At 68.9% G+C, this 17,480-nt stretch carries 15 protein-coding genes, 2 tRNA genes and 1 other RNA gene; 3 read left to right on the top strand and 15 right to left on the bottom strand.

Annotated elements, in window-relative coordinates; translation table 11 throughout:
* Nucleotides 1–17 precede the first annotated feature (17 nt).
* A complete protein-coding gene (locus tag I4J89_RS05475) occupies nt 18–941 on the top strand; it encodes a calcium-binding protein (RefSeq protein ID WP_196412689.1) in 924 nt (307 codons plus the stop codon).
* Between the two features lie 45 nt (nt 942–986).
* Here I4J89_RS05475 and I4J89_RS05470 read toward each other — a convergent pair whose 3' ends face one another.
* The 9 genes from I4J89_RS05470 to ffs all read right to left on the bottom strand — a co-directional run bounded on the left by I4J89_RS05470 (nt 987) and on the right by ffs (nt 12,652).
* Nucleotides 987–2,027 carry an ABC transporter ATP-binding protein gene (locus I4J89_RS05470; protein WP_196412688.1) on the bottom strand — a complete coding sequence of 347 codons (1,041 nt, stop codon included), beginning with the start codon at nt 2,025–2,027 and terminating at the stop codon, nt 987–989.
* A complete protein-coding gene (locus tag I4J89_RS05465; protein ID WP_196412687.1) occupies nt 2,024–3,064 on the bottom strand; it encodes an ABC transporter ATP-binding protein in 1,041 nt (346 codons plus the stop codon). The genes I4J89_RS05470 and I4J89_RS05465 overlap by 4 nt, the downstream gene beginning before the upstream one ends.
* On the bottom strand, nt 3,064–4,077 hold the full coding sequence (locus tag I4J89_RS05460; protein ID WP_196412686.1) for an ABC transporter permease: 1,014 nt from the start codon (nt 4,075–4,077) through the stop codon (nt 3,064–3,066). Before I4J89_RS05460 ends, I4J89_RS05465 begins: the two co-directional genes overlap by 1 nt.
* A gap of 93 nt (nt 4,078–4,170) precedes the next feature.
* A complete protein-coding gene (locus I4J89_RS05455) occupies nt 4,171–5,925 on the bottom strand; it encodes an ABC transporter substrate-binding protein (protein WP_309238195.1) in 1,755 nt (584 codons plus the stop codon).
* 72 nt (nt 5,926–5,997) lie between these two features.
* Complete coding sequence (locus I4J89_RS05450) at nt 5,998–6,993, bottom strand: ABC transporter permease (RefSeq protein ID WP_196412685.1); 996 nt, start codon at nt 6,991–6,993, stop codon at nt 5,998–6,000.
* 399 nt (nt 6,994–7,392) lie between these two features.
* The gene (gene recR / locus I4J89_RS05445; RefSeq protein ID WP_196412684.1) at nt 7,393–7,986 is read right to left on the bottom strand and encodes a recombination mediator RecR; all 594 of its coding nucleotides are present in this window, start codon (nt 7,984–7,986) and stop codon (nt 7,393–7,395) included.
* Nucleotides 7,987–7,989: 3 nt separating this feature from the next.
* Nucleotides 7,990–8,313 (bottom strand): YbaB/EbfC family nucleoid-associated protein, encoded by a 324-nt coding sequence (locus tag I4J89_RS05440; protein ID WP_196412683.1) that lies wholly within the window; start codon nt 8,311–8,313, stop codon nt 7,990–7,992.
* 623 nt (nt 8,314–8,936) lie between these two features.
* Nucleotides 8,937–12,467: a DNA polymerase III subunit gamma and tau gene (locus tag I4J89_RS05435; protein WP_196412682.1), complete on the bottom strand. Its 3,531-nt coding sequence runs from the start codon at nt 12,465–12,467 to the stop codon at nt 8,937–8,939.
* Nucleotides 12,468–12,555: 88 nt separating this feature from the next.
* An RNA gene (gene ffs, locus I4J89_RS05430) (signal recognition particle sRNA small type) lies at nt 12,556–12,652 on the bottom strand.
* An 83-nt stretch (nt 12,653–12,735) separates the two neighbouring features.
* On the opposite strand from ffs, the gene I4J89_RS05425 reads away from it, so the two are divergent.
* A tRNA-Ser gene (locus I4J89_RS05425) sits at nt 12,736–12,823 on the top strand.
* Nucleotides 12,824–13,415: 592 nt separating this feature from the next.
* Here the strand turns inward: I4J89_RS05425 and I4J89_RS05420 are convergent.
* Nucleotides 13,416–13,757 carry an STAS domain-containing protein gene (locus tag I4J89_RS05420; protein ID WP_196412681.1) on the bottom strand — a complete coding sequence of 114 codons (342 nt, stop codon included), beginning with the start codon at nt 13,755–13,757 and terminating at the stop codon, nt 13,416–13,418.
* An 808-nt stretch (nt 13,758–14,565) separates the two neighbouring features.
* Nucleotides 14,566–14,655 (bottom strand) — tRNA-Ser (locus tag I4J89_RS05415).
* A 115-nt stretch (nt 14,656–14,770) separates the two neighbouring features.
* Between I4J89_RS05415 and deoD the strand changes: the two genes are divergently transcribed.
* The gene (deoD, locus tag I4J89_RS05410; RefSeq protein ID WP_196412680.1) at nt 14,771–15,478 is read left to right on the top strand and encodes a purine-nucleoside phosphorylase; all 708 of its coding nucleotides are present in this window, start codon (nt 14,771–14,773) and stop codon (nt 15,476–15,478) included.
* Nucleotides 15,479–15,586: 108 nt separating this feature from the next.
* On the opposite strand, the gene I4J89_RS05405 is transcribed toward deoD, so the two are convergent.
* The 4 genes from I4J89_RS05405 to I4J89_RS05390 form a co-directional block, all read right to left on the bottom strand.
* Entirely contained in the window at nt 15,587–16,033 is a 447-nt protein-coding gene (locus tag I4J89_RS05405; protein ID WP_373688097.1) for a nucleoside deaminase, read from the bottom strand.
* Nucleotides 16,030–16,536 carry a tRNA adenosine deaminase-associated protein gene (locus tag I4J89_RS05400; RefSeq protein ID WP_196412679.1) on the bottom strand — a complete coding sequence of 169 codons (507 nt, stop codon included), beginning with the start codon at nt 16,534–16,536 and terminating at the stop codon, nt 16,030–16,032. Before I4J89_RS05400 ends, I4J89_RS05405 begins: the two co-directional genes overlap by 4 nt.
* Before the next feature lie 125 nt (nt 16,537–16,661).
* Entirely contained in the window at nt 16,662–16,865 is a 204-nt protein-coding gene (locus I4J89_RS05395) for a hypothetical protein (protein ID WP_196412818.1), read from the bottom strand.
* Between the two features lie 112 nt (nt 16,866–16,977).
* Complete coding sequence (locus I4J89_RS05390; RefSeq protein ID WP_230858331.1) at nt 16,978–17,376, bottom strand: hypothetical protein; 399 nt, start codon at nt 17,374–17,376, stop codon at nt 16,978–16,980.
* Nucleotides 17,377–17,480 lie beyond the last annotated feature (104 nt).

Below are 17,480 nucleotides of genomic sequence, written 5' to 3'. Positions count from 1 at the left end.
TCCGGAAGGTTGAAGAGATGTCCCGTTTCGTGCGGCTCGGCATCGTCCTACTCGCTGCGACCACCGCGGTGGCCACACTGGCCACGCCCGCCTCCGCGGCCACCACCGGCACGATCAAGGTATTCAGCGGCAGCCAGGTCAAGTTCCAGGCCGGCACCGGCAAGGCCAACAAGGTCGTCATCACCAGGTCGGGCCGGACCGTCACGGTCGACGACCGCTACCGGATCCGCGCCGGTGCGGGCTGCAAGGCGGTCAAGGGCGACACCACGAAGGTCCGCTGCACGGTCGCGGATCTCGCCACCGCCCGCGTGATCATCAACCTGTCCGACGGGAACGATCACCTGACCAACCGCAGCGACCTGCGGATCACTGCGAACGGCGCACAGGGCCGGGACACGCTGAACGGCGGCCCGGCGGGCGAGGCTCTGCTCGGCGGCGCGGGCGTCGACAAGATCTACGGTGGCGCCGGCGACGACCACCTGAACGGGACCACCGAGAACGACTACATCCGGGGCGGCCCGGGCAACGACTCGCTGGTCGGCGGCTTCGGCGAGGACGTTCTTCGCGGCGGCCCGGGCAACGACTCGCTCTCCGGCGGCCGAGGTGACGACGTCGTCTACGGCAACACCGGCAACGACTCGATCAACGGCCGGACCGGCAAGGACAAGCTTTATGGCGGCAGCGGCAACGACCTGATCCAGGGCGATGCGCACAACGATCTGGTTTATGGAAATACCGGTAATGACCGGATTTTCGGTGGCTACGGCGTCGACAAGCTCTACGGTGACGCCGGCAACGACCAGTTGGACGGTTCGATCGACGCCGTCGGCGGGACGCTCTGGGACACCGACCCGGATCGCCTGGACGGCGGCACCGAGGCTGACACCTGCCGGATCGTTCCCGCCGACGACCGCGCGATCAACTGCGAGACGGTCTCCTGACGCGAAACGGCCCCGCGAGTTCACCCGCGGGGCCGTTCTGCTTTCTCAGGCCTTGACGCCGGCCGGCCGGCGGCCGGCCACCTCCTCGTCGCTCGCCACCGGGAAGTGGCAGGCGGTCAGGTGCGAACCCGGGTCGCCGAGGCGCTGCACCAGCGGCGGCTCCTCGGTGGCGCAGATGTCCTGCGCCTTCCAGCAACGGGTCCGGAACCGGCACCCCGACGGCGGGTTGATCGGGCTCGGCACGTCTCCGGTGAGCAGCACGCGCTCGCGCTGCGCGCGATCACGGCGATTCGGGTCAGGCACCGGCACCGCGGACATCAGGGCGACGGTGTACGGGTGACGCGGGTTGCTGTACAGCTCGTCCCGCTCGGCGATCTCCACGATCTTGCCGAGGTACATGACCGCGACCCGGTCGGAGATGTGCTTCACCACGGACAGGTCGTGCGCGATGAAGACATAGGTCAGGTCGAACTCGTTCTGCAGATCCTCGAGCAGGTTCACCACCTGCGCCTGGATCGACACGTCGAGCGCGGAGACCGGCTCGTCCGCCACGATCAACTTCGGGCGCAGGGCGAGCGTACGCGCGATGCCGATGCGCTGCCGCTGACCACCGGAGAACTCGTGCGGGTACCGGTTGTAGTGCTCCGGGTTCAGGCCCACCAGCTTGAGCAGGTCCTGAACGGCCCGCTTCACGCCGTGCTCGGTCTTGACCTTCTGGATCCGGAACGGCGCACCGACGATCGAACCCACCGTGTGCCGCGGGTTCAGCGACGAGAACGGGTCCTGGAAGATCATCTGCATGTCGCGGCGCAGCGGGCGCAACTTGCCCTGGCTGAGGTGCGCGATGTCCTGGCCGGCGTACTGGATCGAACCACCGGTCGGTTCGAGCAGCCGGGTCAGCAGCCGGCCGGTGGTGGACTTGCCACAACCGGACTCGCCCACCAGGCCGAGCGTCTCGCCCTTGAAGACCTCGAAGTCCACGCCGTCGACCGCTCGCACGGCGCCGACCTGACGGCGCAGCAGACCCTTGGTGATCGGGAAGTGCTTCTCCAGTCCCTTGACGGAGAGAAGGGCTTCCTGGCTCATTGGGCCTCCAACTTAGGCTTGACCTCTTCCGCCCAGATGCGCTGCCGCTCCTCGGTGGGCAGGTGGCACCGGACCAGGTGGTTGCTGCCGCCGGCGCGGACCAGCTCGGGCGGCACGGTGGTACCCAGACCACCGGTTTGCGGCTCGTAGGCACAGCGCGGGCTGAAGGCACAACCCTGCGGCAGGTTGATCAGCGAGGGCGGCGAGCCGGGGATCGGCACCAGCCGATCCTGCGTGGGCCGGTCCATGCGCGGCATGGAGCCGAGAAGACCCCAGGTGTACGGGTGTTCCGGGCGCTCGAAGATCGTGGAGGCCGACCCGTACTCGATGCACTTGCCGCCGTACATGACCAGCACGTCGTCGGCGAGCTCGGCCACCACACCCAGGTCGTGGGTGATCACGATCAGAGCCGAGTTGAACTCCGCCTGCAGGTCGTGCATCAGGTCCATGATCTGGGCCTGCACGGTCACGTCCAGCGCCGTGGTGGGCTCGTCCGCGATCAGCAGCTGCGGGTCGTTCACCAGCGCCATCGCGATCATCGCGCGCTGCCGCATACCCCCGGAGAACTGGTGCGGGTAGTCGTCCACCCGGCGATCCGGCTGCGGGATGCCGACCCGGCCGAGCATGTCGATCGCGTGCTTGCGGGCCACCTTCTTGGAGACGTTGTGGTGTACCTGGTACGCCTCGATGATCTGGTGCCCGACCGTGTAGTACGGGTGCATCGCCGACAGCGGGTCCTGGAAGATCATCGCCAGCTTGTTGCCGCGCAGCTTGCGCACGGTTTCCTGACCGGCCGAGACGATCTCGTCACCGTCCAGCCAGATCTCGCCGGAGATCTGCGAGTTCCGCTTGTTGTAGATGCCCATGATGCCGAGGCTGGTGACCGACTTGCCGGAGCCGGACTCGCCGACGATGCCGAGCGTGCGGCCCCGCTCCAGCTTGAAGCTCAGGCCGTCGGCGCTGCGCACCAGACCGTCGTCGGTGGGAAAATGAATCTTGAGGTCCTTGACCTCGAGGAACGCCTGCCCGTCCGGCATCAGCCCAGCCTCACTCTCGGGTCGACGACCGCATAGAGCAGGTCCACGATCAGGTTGGCGATGACCACGAAGAACGCCGCCATCATGGTCACACCCAGCACCTTCGGCAGGTCGTTGTTGGTGATCGCGTCCACCGCGTACTTGCCGAGACCGGGCAGCGAGAACACCTGCTCGGTGAGGACAGCGCCGCCGAGCAGCAGGCCGAAGTCCAGGCCGAAAATGGTCAGGATCGGGGTCAGCGCGGCCCGCAGACCGTGCTTGACGGTCACGTCGCGCTCGGGCAGGCCCTTGGCCCGCGCCGTACGAATGTAGTCCTCACCCATCGTCTCCAGCATGCCGGCGCGGGTCAGTCGCGCGTACTGGGCGGAGAACTGGAGTGCCAGCACGATCCAGGGCAACAACAGGGCGTAGGCCCACGCGCTCGGACTCTCGGTGAAGTCGGTATAGCTACCGCCTGGTGCGGTCCAGCCCAACTTGTAGCTGAACACGAGCAGGCCGATCATGCCGGTGAAGAAGATCGGCAGCGAGACGCCGGCCAGCGAGAAGGTCATCGCGGCGCGATCCAGGAACGAGCCCCGGCGCAGCGCGGAAAGCGTACCGATGGAGAGGCCGAAAATCAGCCAGAGGATCGCAGCACCGATCGCCAGCGACAGGGTCACCGGGATTCGGTCGACCAGGTCCGGCCAGACCGGCGTCTTGGTGATGAAGGAGTAGCCGAAGCAGGGGGCCGGGCAGTGCTCGACGGTCGCGCCGAGGTCATAGTCGGCGCCGAAGAAGATGCCCTTCACCCAGCGGCCGTACTGCAACCAGATCGGGTCGTAGAAGCCCAGCTTTTCCGCGATGAGGTGGACCGTCTCGGGCGTCGCGGCCCGGCCCACGTATCGGGTGGCCAGCGTCTCCGGGGTGGACCCGACCAGGCGCGGAACCAGGTAGAAGATCGAGAAAGTGGCGGCGCTGATGATGAAGAGCAGCACGACGGCCGCGAAGAGACGCCTGATGATGTATGTGATCACAGAGTCCGGCTGGGGCGGCCGGCCCGGGTTGCTCCGGACCGGCCGCCTGCTGCCTTCACCTACCTATCGAAGGTGTCGTGATGGTGGGGATGGTTACGCGACGCCCAGCGAGAGGTAGTCGTACATGTTGTACGCCTCGCTGACGAAGACGTTGGAGAGCGTCTTCGGCCGGATGATCAGGCTCTTCGCGACGATGCCCGGGAGGATCACAGCTTCCTCCATGACCCGCTTGTCGATCGGGGACCACTGGGCGTCACGCTTCGCCTGGTCGGTCTCGGCGATCGCGGTGTCCAGCATCTTGTCGACCTCGGGGATCCGGACACTGGTGTTGGACGAGCCACCAGTCTCCCGGATGACCCGGCTGTCGACGATCTGCGACAGGAAGCCGAAGCCGTCGTTCCAGTCCGCGCCCCAGCCGTTGAGGGCCAGGCCGAGCTTGTTGCTCTTCACGAACGGCGGGTTGCCGGCGTACTGGGAGAAGTAGTCACCCTGAGGGAACGGCTTCAGCGTCAGCTTGATGCCGACCCGGGCCAGCGACTGCTGCAGAGCCTCAGCAGTCGCCTTCTCCTTCGGACGCTCGGCGCGGTACGAGATGTTGGTCTCGAAGCCGTTCGGCTGACCACAGGCGGTCAGGTGCTCCTTGGCCTTCGCCACGTCACCGGTGCCGTCCGCGGACGGGTACAGGTCGAACTTCTGGTAGCCCGGGATCATCGGGGGCAGGATCGTGGTGGCGATGTCACCACCGGCGAGCGGGCCGCCATACGCGGTCTGGTAGCCGACCTTGTCCGCGGCGTACTGAACGGCCTTGCGGCAGTCGATGTTGTCCAGCGGCGCCACGGTCGGGTTGACCGACGTGTACCAGAGGCGCGGCAGGAGCGGGTTGTCGGTCTGCGCCTTCAGGTTCGGGTCGCCGACGACGCGGCCCAGGGCGGCCGGCTGCACACCGGTGCCCGTGATGTCGACGTCCAGGTCGCCCGAGAGCAACCGGTTGTCGATGTCGTCCGCGTTGACGTTGAGCTGCACGTCGTACGCGTCCGGCAGCGCCTTGCGGTTGGGGTCGGTCGCCGGGTCCCACTGCTCGTTACGGACCAGCTTGAAGTTCTTGCCCAGGTTGTTGGTCTCGAACTTGTACGGGCCCGTGGCGATCACGTGCTCCTTGTACTTCGCACCGGTGTCCTTGGCCTCCGGAACCGGAACCGTCTGCGGCAGCGCCGCCAGGTAGTCGAAACCACCGAACGCCGTCTTCAGGTGGAAGACGATCGTCTGGTCGTCCGGCGTGCTGATCGCCTGGTCGGTGTTGACGCCCTTGGACTTGTACGGGCCCTTGTAGCCCTCCGGCAGGTCGAGGAAGCCCTCGAAGTACGCCGGACCGTTCGGGAACGTCTGCTTGTCGGTGGAGCGGAGCACCGCGTACTTCACGTCCTTCGACGTGACCGGGGTGCCGTCCTCGAACTTGACGCCCTGACGGATCTTGTACGTCCAGGTCTTACCGCCGTCGCTCGGCGTACCCATGCCCTCGGCCAGGTCCGGCGTGAGGGTGTTGCCCTCGGCGCCCGGGGTCGGCTTGAACATCAGCAGGCTGCGGCCGTAGGTGCGGAGGAAGTTCCACGAGTAGCCGTAGTAGGTCTCGCCCGGGTCGAGCGAGTCCCAGTCACCGGCGTTGGCCAACCGGATGGTGCCACCCTTCTTGTCCGAGGGGTTGAACACCTTGGACAGAGCGGCGTTGAATTCCGGCTTGGCGCCGGAGCTGTTGGAGTCGGCATCGTCGCTTCCACCGCACGCGGCGGCGGAGAACAACAGCGCGAGAGCGGCCGTACCGGCCACCAGCGCTCTTGACTTGCGAATCACTTGTAGCAACCTCCCTGGTGGAACGGTCCGGGTCCGAACCGCACGGCTGGTGGGAAAGCATCCGGCGCCATGTCAGCGCCGCCCCTTGGGATCGAGCGCGTCACGCAGACCGTCGCCGAAGAGGTTGAACGCGAGCACGGTGATGAAGATCGCCATGCCCGGGAAGAACATGAAGTGCCAGATCGTGTAGAAGCGCGACGCGTCCGAGAGCATGCCACCCCAGCTCGCCGTGGGCGGCCGGATACCGACGCCGAGGAACGACAGCGCGGCCTCGAACAGGATGTTCGTCGGGATCAGCAGGGTGGCGTAGATCAGGATCGGCGCCACCAGGTTGGGCAGCATCTCCTTGAAGATCACGTACGGCCCGCGGGCTCCGAGGCTCCGCGCGGCGTCGATGAACTCCCGCTCCCGCAGCGACAGCGTCTGGCCGCGGACGATACGCCCGATGTACGGCCAGCTGAAGAAGCCGATGATGAAGATCAGCAACCCGATCCGCAGGGAGTCGCCAGAGAGCCCGAACGCCGTGTCCGGGATGACGCCGGCCAGCGCGATCGAGAAGACCAGCAGCGGGAACGCCAGAAAGACGTCCATCGCCCGGCTGATCAGCGAGTCGACCCAGCCGCCGAAGTAGCCGGCGATCACGCCCAGCGTGGCACCGATGGACACGGAGAGCAGGGTCGCCAGGAAGGCGATCAGCAGGGAGATCCGGGCGCCGTAGACGACGCGACTGAAGATGTCCCGGCCGTTCTGCGGCTCGACACCGAACAGGTGATCACCGCTGATGCCGGTGCCGCCCTTGGGCGCCAGCGTGCTCGTGTCGATCAGGTTCTGGTGGAACTGGTTCGGCGGCGCCCCGAACGCACCGACGATCACCGGCGCGAAGATCGCGACGAGGATCAGGAAGATGACGACGGCGCCGCCGGCCATCGCCACGCGGTCACGCTTGAGTCGGGTCCACGCGATACGGCCGAGGGAACGACCCTCGATCGCCTTACCGGGAACAGGGCCTTCAGCCGGATCCGGAGCTACCGGAGCTTGGTCCGAGACCGTGCCAGGTCCAACGACCATGAACTGTCCGGTCCTCTCCCGGCCGCCGCGCGACGGGAGTCAAAGCCACCGACGCGGGGTACACGGAAACCCCTAACCGGAGACGATGGCCCACGCAGCGAACGGCAACCGATCGGTTGTCGCATGCCTCGAGTGCCGACCCTCATGGCCCCGGCCGAGATCGGGCCGACGCACGAGGGACTCGACGACGGGTGTGGCCGCCATCGAGAGGAACATTCACCTAGCGCAGTGCCCCGGGTCAAGCTCACCGACCGCACACGAGGCGTTCCGTGTCTCCCTCGTGATGTCACCGTGACCTAGACGCCGAACAAACGGAAAGTACCGCGTAGACGGCCCGGAAGCAGCTATTCCGGGCCAACCAGCGTGCGTGCCGTTACGGCAGTGTTACGAGTTGTTAAATCAGATCGCCCGACGGCCCTCAAAAGCCCTACCGAGTGTGATCTCATCCGCATACTCAAGGTCACCGCCGACCGGAAGGCCGCTCGCCAGCCGGGTCACCGCGATACCCATCGGCTTCACGAGCAGCCCCAGGTAGGTGGCGGTGGCCTCACCCTCGGTGTTCGGGTCGGTGGCCAGAATCAACTCCTTGACCTCGCCGGTCCCGAGACGGATCAGCAGCTCCCGGATCCGCAGATTGTCCGGGCCGATGCCCTCCAGCGGATTGATCGCCCCGCCGAGCACGTGGTACCGCCCGCGGAACTCGCCGGTCCGCTCGATCGCGACGACGTCCTTCGGCTCCTCCACCACGCAGAGCACCTCGTTGGTGCGGCGGGTGTCCCGGCAGACCCGGCACTGCTCCGACTCGGCCACGTTGAAACAGGTCGTGCAGAAACGCACCAGCTCCTTCACCTTGCGCAGCGCGGTGGCGAGCCGGTTCACGTCCGCCGGATCGGCGGAGAGGACATGAAAAGCGATGCGCTGAGCCGACTTGGGGCCCACGCCCGGAAGCCGGCCCAGCTCATCGATCAGGTCCTGGATGGCACCTTCGTACACGGATCAGAACCCCGGCAGGGAGAAGCCGCCGGTGGCCGGACCCATCTTCGACTCGGCCAGCTCCCGCTGCGCCTCGGCGGCATTGTGGATCGCCGCGAGCACCAGGTCCTCGAGCGTCTCGACGTCATCGGCGTCGACGGCCTTCGGGTCGATCTTCACAGACTTGAACTCGCCCAGACCGGTGATCGTCACGGTGACCAGGCCGCCGCCGGCGGTGCCGGTCAGCTCGGCCTCGGCCAGCTCGGCCTGCGCCTGGGCGACCTGCTGCTGCATCTTCTGCGCCTGCTTCATGATCTGCTGCATGTTCGGCTGTGCACCGGGGCGCATGGCACCGCTCCTCAACTCATCGTTTCCATAACCACCATCGATGGCACGCGGCGGTCGAAAGTTACCGCCGCCAGCGTAGCTGTCACGCTCCCCTTGCCCACGGACACGCCGCCGGACACCCGTCCGCGCGCCGCCAGCGGCCACACGCAGGCCGGGCGGGCGCACGCCGCAGCCCGCACGCGGTCGCAGTAGCTAGCCGGCGCCGCACAGGAACCCGGCGGAGGCCGTCAAGCGCACCCCGGCCGCCTACGGGCTGCGGCCCACACAGACCGGCAGCAAACCACTGCCGCACATCAGCCAGACCGAGGCCGCGAAGCGCACACCAGCCCGCCTACACTGCAGCCCTGCACGGCCCGGCAGCCAGCCACTGCTACATCACCACGGCCTTAGGCCGTCAAGCGCATGCCCGCCCGCGCCGAAACCGTCGAGCGCATACCAGCGCGCTGCGACTGCAAGCCCACACAGCCGGCAGCAAGCCACCGCCACACCGCAGCCCAGCGCTCAGCCCCAGGCCGGGGCTGCCGGGCCGAGCAGGCGGCTAGACGAACACGGCGAGCTACCGCGCCTCCTCGCCGACCACCGGGTGCAGTGAGTCGACAAGCTGCGCGGCCGGCCGGAAAGGATCAGATTTCGCCGATCTTCTCCGCGCCGAACGCCTCGCGGAGCAGTTGCATGGCGTGTTCCTCTCCGCTCTGACGTGCGGTCTTCTCGTCGATCACGTCGTCGGTCGGCTCGTCGCCCGGGTCGAAACCTTCGTAGGCGCTCCCACCGCGGGCCGGTGGACCGTCGTACTCCGGGTCGTAGGGCGCCTCCCCGATCGGCGTCCCGTCGGACCAGGTGGAACCGCTGTCGCCGCCCGTGCCGGCGACGGCCGGTGCCGGCTTCGCTGCCGCCGGGCCTCGATTCGCCGCGCTGGCCGCTGCGGCGCGCGCGGCGGCGAGCCCAGTGCTGGGAGCCGCATTTCCGGTACGCGCGGCCGCTCGCGCTGCCTCCTGAGGTGACCGTGCCGCAGCACCGGCCGGTGCACCGCCGCTCACCGGCGACACAGAGACCGCGGCACCACCGGTCGGCGAACCACCACCGCCCGGACCAGCAGCGGCACCACCGGCCGAGCCAGCCGGGCCAGCAGGGCGGGCACCGGTCGAGCCGGCCGGGCCAGCCGGACCGCCACCGACCGAACCGGCCGGACCAGCCGAACCCGATCCGGCCGCCGGTCGCGGAGCCGGAGACCCGGCGCCGCTCTCGAACGGCCGACCGGCCGGCTCCGCCGCGGCAGCCACACCACCAGGCCGCGCTGGCTCGGGCCAGCCCGATCCGTCATCCGGAACCGAGCTCTCCGAATCGCGCCGCCCACCCGGACGGGCAGGCTCAGGCCAGTCATACTCCGAACTCGTCTCCGAGTCGTCGGATCGCCGCGCCTCAGACCCACCAGAGTCCGCCCCAGACCGCGAAGCCTCGGGCCGGCCAGAGCCGGCACTCTCCCCCGACCCGCCGAGCCGCGAAGCGGCAGGCCCACCAGAGCCGGCACTCTCCCCCGCGCCACCGGGCCGCGAAGCCGCAGACCCACCAGGAACGGCGCCAGACCGCGAAGCCTCAGGCCGGCCAGAGCCGGCACTCTCCGCCGAGCCGCCGAGCCGCGAAGCCGCAGACCCGCCAGAGCCGGCACCTTCCTTCGGGCCGGGCTGCAAAGCTGCAGGCTGGCTCGAGCCGGCACTCGCCTCGGAAGGACCGCGGCCGCCCGGGCGAGCAGGCTCGGGCCACGACTCGCCAACCTCAGCGCGCGCGGCACCGCCCCGGTCGCCGGGCGGAGCCGGCTCACGCCGATCACCGGCGGAGGCCGGGCCGCCGGGCCGGACGGGCTCCGGCCATTCCGTGTCGCCGTCAGCCGAAGCCTCGTGCTTTCCCGTGGCCGGGCTGGGGACATCGCCACCAGCCGGCTGGTCTGCGGGCCGGGCCGGCTCCGGCCAGTCGTCGTCGGAGTCGGCGGCCTGGGCACGCTGGGGCCGTGAGGGGCGTGACTCGGTCCGTCCCGTGTTCCGCTCCGGTGCCGAGGCCGAGGTGACCGGCGGGACCGTGCGGGCGGAGGGAGCGCGCCGACCGGACGGCTCGTCGCGGCCGCCGGTGGGGGACGCGCCACGCGGTCCGGCGCTGCGGGCCGGAGCAGCGGCCGGGGCCTCGCCGACCTCGCACCGGATCCGCCACTCCCCGCCGAGTGTCCGGCCGAACTCCGCGGCGATCGCCTTCGTGTACGTCAGGAACCGCTCGGCGTAGGTCGGCGTCGGAGCGGCGAACACGACGACGTCGCCGTCGACCTCGCGCACGCCGATGCCGGCGGTCTGCATCGCCCGGACCTTGTCCTGTCGCTGGCCGAGTGCCTGCCATGCCGCGCGGACCTGCTCCAGACGCTCGTCCACCCGCGGCTGAGCCGTTTCGGCCGCCTCCGGCGGCTCCTCGTCCCAGGGTGGCGGCTCGTCGTCGTAGTAGCCGGTGTCGGCAGCCTCGGCCGGGGGCGGTGACTGCCGGGAGCCGTCAGCGACCTGATTCCAGTCGGGCTCACCCTGCGTGTCGGGCGAGGAAGAAGCCTCGCCCGGCACGGCCGGGGAGGCAGCAGCCCCTGCGGCAGACGAAGTCGCCGAAGGAGCGCCAGCCACAACGGGCGCGGCCGGCGACGGGGCGGCAGGCTCAGGAGCAGCCACAACTGGCGAGGCCGGCGAGGAAGCGCCAGCCTCGGACGCAGCCGGTACCGAAGCGACAGCCTCCGGACCGGGAGCAGCCGGCGACACCGGCGCAGCTGACCGAGCAGGAGCACCGGACGCCCGGCGGGCTGCCGCAGCCGCAGCACGTGCGGCGGCAAGGCCGGCACCACCGGCGGCCATCGACCCGCTCCCGCCCGTGGCCATCAGCGCATCGTCACCACCCGCGGCCGACGCCGGCACACCGCTGGACGCCTCCACCTCCGGAGCGGCGGCGGGCGCGTACTCAACACCAGCCGGAGGGGTGACCCCGCGCTCCAAGCGCTCCAGGCGCTGGAGCAGCGCCCCGGTCGAATCCTCGGCCCCGGGCAGCAACATGCGCGCGGTGATCAGCTCCAGCAGGAGCCGGGGCGCGGTCGTGCCGCGCATCTCGACCAGGCCGTTGTGCACGATGTCCGCGCAGCGCGAGAGGGTCGCCGGGCCGAGCCGGGCGGCCTGGCCGGCCATCGCCTCCAGCTGGTCGGCGGGGCCGTCGATCAGGCCTTTCGACACCGCGTCCGGCACCTGCTGAAGGATGATCAGGTCGCGCAGGCGTTCCAGCAGGTCGGAGGCGAAGCGGCGGGCGTCGTGGCCGGCCTCGGCGACGCGGTCGATCGTCGCGTACGCCGCAGCGCCGTCGCCGTCGGCCAGGGCGCCACACATCTCGTCGATCAGCGCCACGTCGGTGACGCCGAGCAGGGCCACCGCGCGGGAGTAGCTGACCCCGTCCGGACCGGCGCCGGCGATCAACTGGTCGAGGACCGAGAGGGTGTCCCGGGCGCTGCCGCCGCCGGCCCGCACCACCAGCGGGAAGACCGCCGGGTCGACCTGGACGCCCTCCGCCTCGGTGAGCGTCTGAAGGTACGGCCGGAGAGTCGCCGGCGGGATGAGCCGGAACGGGTAGTGGTGGGTCCGCGAGCGGATGGTGCCGAGGACCTTGTCCGGCTCGGTGGTGGCGAAGATGAACTTGACGAAGTCCGGCGGCTCCTCGACGAGCTTGAGCAGCGCGTTGAAGCCGGCCGACGAGACCATGTGCGCCTCGTCGATCACATAGATCTTGTAGCGGCTGTTGGCCGGCGCGAAGAACGCCTTCTCCCGGAGCTCACGGGCGTCGTCGACGCCACCGTGGCTGGCCGCGTCGATCTCGATGACGTCGATCGAGCCGGCGCCGTCGTTGGCCAGCGACTTGCAGGAGCCACAGACGCCGCACGGGTCCGGTGTGGGCCCCTGCTCACAGTTGAGCGAGCGGGCCAGGATGCGGGCGCTGGAGGTCTTGCCACAGCCCCGTGGGCCGGAGAAGAGGTACGCATGGTTCAACCGCCCGCTGCGCAGCGCCTGCGACAGCGGCTCGGTGACATGCTCCTGACCGATGACCTCTGCGAAGGTTCGAGGCCGGTACTTCCGATAGAGGGCGAGCGCCACTCCTGCCACCTCCTGACGACCGCGCCATTCTCCGTCGAGGGTCTGACAAGAACAAAACGACGTGCCCCGGAAGTGCTGTGCCACAGAACGCAAGGACCCCCCGTGCACCCGCCAGAGCCCGCTTATCCTTGCTGCCTTCCGGCCCTGGGGAGGTTCACGAGATACACGCCGCACGAGGGGCTGCCCTGAAGCCTACCCAATGGGTCATCAGCCACGCGGCACCCCCCTTGCGTACGACGTTCCACGCACCTGTCGTATCCTGGCGCACGGAGGATTCGCCTAGAGGCCTAGGGCGCACGCTTGGAAAGCGTGTTGGGTTAACACCCTCACGAGTTCGAATCTCGTATCCTCCGCCAGCCTGAGCAGGGCAGACGTGGAAGGCCGGACCAGATGGTCCGGCCTTCGCTCGTCCGGCGTCTCAGTTCTCGTCTCGCTTGTTCGACGGTCGGCCCGGCTCCGTCCGACTGTGCCGGCGCTCGCTCCGGCGCGACCTGTGGCGTGCGCAGCGTTGATGATCGCAGCAAGGTTCCGCGAGCGTGGCCTTCCAGCCGTCGCCGCGCGCTCCTGAACGCCCAGGACCACGAGCACGGTCCCGCCGTACGCTTCGGTTGAGCGGGCAGCCGGTCGGCGAGGTGAAGACCGAACAGACTAAGGACGCACGCATGAGAGCAGAGCCTTAGTTGCTCGCTAACTTTCCCGACCGCCGTCGTTCTGCTTCTTCTTGCGCAGGCGATCCTCCCGCTCCGCGTCCTCTTTCATGGCACGGAGCAGAGACGCACGTTGCTGGTGCCTGTACGTCGTCGATATCAGGCTGAACGAGCGGCGCCTCGACGCAGAGGATGGGGTCCCGCCTCGGGCACCCCGCGCCGGGTCTCGTATTCTCGGCCTTGAAAACAGTGCAGACGAGGGTCGGCGCCCGATCGGTGCCGGCCCTCGTCGTCTGTCCGCTCACAGCTGTGCGGCGGCTATCGCGTCGTCCACCTCCGGGAAGATCGCGAAGTAGCGCCCCAGCCCCACCGTCTCCATCAGCTGGGCGAGGAACGGATTCGCGCCGGCGAAGCTCAGCCACCCGCCCCGGGCCGCGATCACCTGCTTGCTGGTGATGAACGCGCTCAACCCCACCGAGTCGCAGAACTTGAGCTCGGTGAGGTCCACGACGATCCGCGGCACCGGGCGCTCCATCAGGTCGGCGAGCGTGGCGTGCAGCTGACTCGCGGTGTCGGCGTCGAGTTCGCCGCACAGTTGGAGGACTGCGACGTCGGATCGGTGATCGGTAACTCTGGCCTGCATGGTGATCGCTTCCTGCCCGTCCGCTGGGCGTTCAGGCTAGATCAGCATCGCCCTCGCACATCGGACAGAGCGTGCGTCGCAAAACGGATGCACAGCACGAACGAGCCGGATCCCTGGTGGGATCCGGCTCGTTGTAAGGCTGGCCGAGACAGCCAAGCATTTGCGGCGCAGCCTGGGGGGAAGGCTCCTGGCGCGATCTACAGTTCGCGCCACCGCCAGCGTGGACCACGCCACGCGTCGGCCAGGATCATTGCGGAAGCCCGGCCGGGGCACTGCTGCACTTTCGACTTCCCCTCGGGGCCGCCCATCTGGGCCTCGACCTCCCAGGTTTCGCCGTCAGTGCGGACGTAGACGTCACGTCGCTGAAGTCGGACGTCCCCATTCCACCAGTGTCGCTCAACTCTCACGTGTCAAATCTAGGACAGACATCGAAGAATCTGGGTGGGGCGATTCTGTGAAAGTTTCTCGCCGCCCGGTCGGAACCGCATTGTCTGATCCGGTGTATTTGGCCCGCGTGACTTGCGCTACACCCCATGTCTTTGGGCGGTCCATGATTCACTACATTCCGTAGCCACGTGCTCTGACGTGCGAAGAAACACGGCTGTTACAAGATGCACGCTGATCATGGAGAACAACCGAACGGACGAGCCGCCGATCCGACACGCGGCCCCCCTCATCCGAGGGCACACAGCGTGACGCATGAGGCTGGAGAACACAAGGGGGAAAACGGGAGTGCGGCCGGTCGCGAGGGCGGACACAAAACAGCCCGGCGGCTCGCAGCGAGCCACCGGGCGTTTGCCCTGCTTATTGGCGGTGGCGGCGGGATTTGAACCCGCGGAGGGCTTGCACCCTCACACGCTTTCGAGGCGTGCTCCTTAGGCCACTCGGACACACCACCGGGAAGTACGTTACCGGACTCCTCCAAGCCTGCTCCGCCGGGTCACCCATAACCTCGCGGGAGGCTCCTGACCTGGCAAGATCTGCGACATGAACGAGCGAGACGGAGAGCTGGCATGAGCGTGCACATCGGCGGCAAGCCGGGCGACATCGCCGAGCGGGTGCTGCTGCCCGGCGACCCGATGCGGGCGAAGTGGATCGCCGAGACGTTCCTGGAGGACGCGGTCTGCTACACCCAGGTCCGCGGGATGCTGGGCTTCACCGGCACCTGGAAGGGCGAGCGGGTCTCGGTGCAGGGCTCCGGCATGGGTATGCCGTCGGCCTCGATCTACACCCACGAACTGATCAACGAGTACGGCGTGCAGTCGGTCATCCGGATCGGCTCCTGCGGTGCCCTGGCGATGGACCTGAACCTGGGCGACGTGATCGCCGCGATCGGCTCGGCCACCGACTCCAACATGAACCGGACCCGCTTCGACGGCCTGGTCGACTACGCCCCGGTCGCCGACTTCGGCCTGCTGCGCACCGCGGTCGAGACCGCTGAGGCGCAGGGCGTACCGATGCGGGTCGGCCCGATCCTGGCGGCCGACGCCTTCTACACCGACCGCCCGGACCTCTACGACGCGCTGGCCGACTACGGCGTCCTGGCGGTCGAGATGGAGTCCGCCGCGATCTACACGATCGCCGCCCGCTACCGCGCCAAGGCGCTGACCATCCTCACCGTCAGCGATCACATCAAGCGCGGCGAGGCGATGGATTCGGCGCAACGTGAGCAGGGCTTCAGCAACATGGTGCGGATCGGCCTGGACACGGCGATCGCTTAGACCGTTTCCGGGGTACGCGTGACGAAAGTCCCCGCACCACCCGGCGACCGGGTGCCACGCCAGGCCGTGGCGCCCGCGCCGGGCTGATGCGCCGGTCAGGCAAGACCTTCAGCGGAAGAAGTCACGCATGAGGGCGGCGCATTCGGGTTCCAGGACGCCGCCGTACACCTCGGGCCGGTGGTTGAGCCGCCGGTCCCGGACCACGTCCCAGAGCGAGCCCACCGCCCCGGTCTTCGGCTCCCAGGCACCGAAGACCACGGTCGCGATCCGCGCGAGCACCAGGGCGCCGGCACACATGGTGCACGGCTCCAGCGTCACCACCAGGGTGCAGCCGTCCAGGCGCCAGGTGCCGAGCTTGGCCGCGGCTTTGCGGAGCGCGAGCACCTCGGCGTGGGCCGTCGGATCGCCGAGCAGTTCCCGCTCGTTGCCGGCGGCCGCCAGTTCGGCGCCGTCCGGACCGAGCAGGACCGCGCCGACCGGTACGTCCTCCGGCGAGGCGGATGCGACGGCGATCGCCCGCCGCATCCATTCCTCATGCCGCTGGCGACGGTTCACGCCTCGCGCAACTCCTCCATCTCGTCACCGCAGCCGATCCGCTGGCAGATCTCGGCGGTGACGTCGGAGGGCAGCATGCCCTCCATGCCGCAGAGCGTGAGCAGCCGCTGCGAGGGCACGCCCAGGTCGTTGAGGAGCTCCGCGTCGCCGATCGGGTCCGCGTCCGGCTCCGGCGCCGGTGAGTCCTCGTCGTCCGGGGCGGCCAGGTCGTCCAGCCCGAGAGCCGGGGTCTCCACCTCGCCGAGCAGTACCGACCCGATCCGCGACTCCTCCGCGAACGCCGAGTCCGATGCGAAGACCCGCAGGTCCTCGCCCTCGTCGAGGCGCAGGATCGCGAGGTACTCGTCGTCACTCTCGACGAACAGCAGCGCGAGGTCGCTGTCCGGCTCCGCATCCCGGAGCGCGTCCACCACCTCGTCGATGTCGGCCAGGCCCGAAAGGTCAAGCTCCGACGCCGTCCATCCGTTCTTACCCCGGGCGACAGCGGCAGCGAAAATCGACACGATTCCCCCAACGCGACTTTTATCTCTCAGCGCCTGACGGTAGCGGGTACAGCGGCGGGCGCGCTGCGCCACGCCTTTAACAACGCCGTTGCTTCGGTTTTCCGCCGTGGAGCCGGCCGGCCGGGTCAGTTGACCGGACGGCGCCGGGTGGCGATCAGCTCACGCAGCCGTATGCCGCGGAGTCGCTGCGTCGGGTCGGACTCGCGCGCCGATTTCGCATGGGCGAGAGCCGCCAGCAACTCCAGACGACGACGGCAGCGATCCGGATCGAGCCGTTGTGGCGAGGGGGCCATGGTGCCGAGAGTGCCGAGCCGTACGACGTTCGTCAAGGGTCGATGGCCACTTCGGCAGACCCACTGCCGAGGGCGACGGAAACGGCACGCCAAGTGTCCGCTCAGGCTGGTCAAAGTCGGACAAGTACGGCTCGCTCCGCAGGCCTGTTCACCACAGCGGGAAGTCGTAGGTACCGATCCACCGGGCGGCCACGAAGCCCATCGCGATCGACAGCCCCACACCGCTCGCCACCGCGACGCCGACCGCCACGCCCCGGTCGCCGAGCACGGCGAGCAGCAGTGCCACCAGCCAGGCGCTGACCGCGGCGACGATCGTCCACCACGTGTACGACACCAGGTCCCGGCCCAGGCCGCCGAAGAGGGCGAACCAGACGGTGGTGGCGGCCAGGCCGCTGACCACCGGGAGCGCCGACACCGGATGCGGTTCCCGGTAGACCGGGCGTGGCGGGAAGGGCGAGGACAGCGGCGGCTGCTCGGCCCGCTGCGGCGGAAGGTATCCGGGCGGCGGCGGTGCGGCCGCCGGCCACGGGGCCGGCCGGTCAGCCATCTCGGATCTCCCCTCCGTGGTTGCCTCTGCATGCAGCGTAGCCATTGCGCCGCCGGTGCAGGTCTGCGGTGATCTTTCGCTTCTGTCAGGATGGCGCGGTGCGC

Source organism: Actinoplanes aureus, assembly GCF_015704865.1.
GTDB lineage: Bacteria > Actinomycetota > Actinomycetes > Mycobacteriales > Micromonosporaceae > Actinoplanes > Actinoplanes aureus.
This window is presented reverse-complemented; position numbering and strand designations above follow the sequence as displayed.

Excerpts from the sequence above, each read along its gene's own strand:
- I4J89_RS05390 (WP_230858331.1), bottom strand. The coding sequence starts at position 17,376 with ATGGCTGACCGGCCGGCCCCGTGGCCGGCGGCCGCACCGCCGCCGCCC.
- deoD (WP_196412680.1), top strand. The coding sequence starts at position 14,771 with ATGAGCGTGCACATCGGCGGCAAGCCGGGCGACATCGCCGAGCGGGTG.
- I4J89_RS05465 (WP_196412687.1), bottom strand. The coding sequence starts at position 3,064 with ATGCCGGACGGGCAGGCGTTCCTCGAGGTCAAGGACCTCAAGATTCAT.
- I4J89_RS05440 (WP_196412683.1), bottom strand. The coding sequence starts at position 8,313 with ATGCGCCCCGGTGCACAGCCGAACATGCAGCAGATCATGAAGCAGGCG.
- I4J89_RS05450 (WP_196412685.1), bottom strand. The coding sequence starts at position 6,993 with ATGGTCGTTGGACCTGGCACGGTCTCGGACCAAGCTCCGGTAGCTCCG.
- I4J89_RS05475 (WP_196412689.1), top strand. The coding sequence starts at position 18 with ATGTCCCGTTTCGTGCGGCTCGGCATCGTCCTACTCGCTGCGACCACC.
- I4J89_RS05470 (WP_196412688.1), bottom strand. The coding sequence starts at position 2,027 with ATGAGCCAGGAAGCCCTTCTCTCCGTCAAGGGACTGGAGAAGCACTTC.
- I4J89_RS05420 (WP_196412681.1), bottom strand. The coding sequence starts at position 13,757 with ATGCAGGCCAGAGTTACCGATCACCGATCCGACGTCGCAGTCCTCCAA.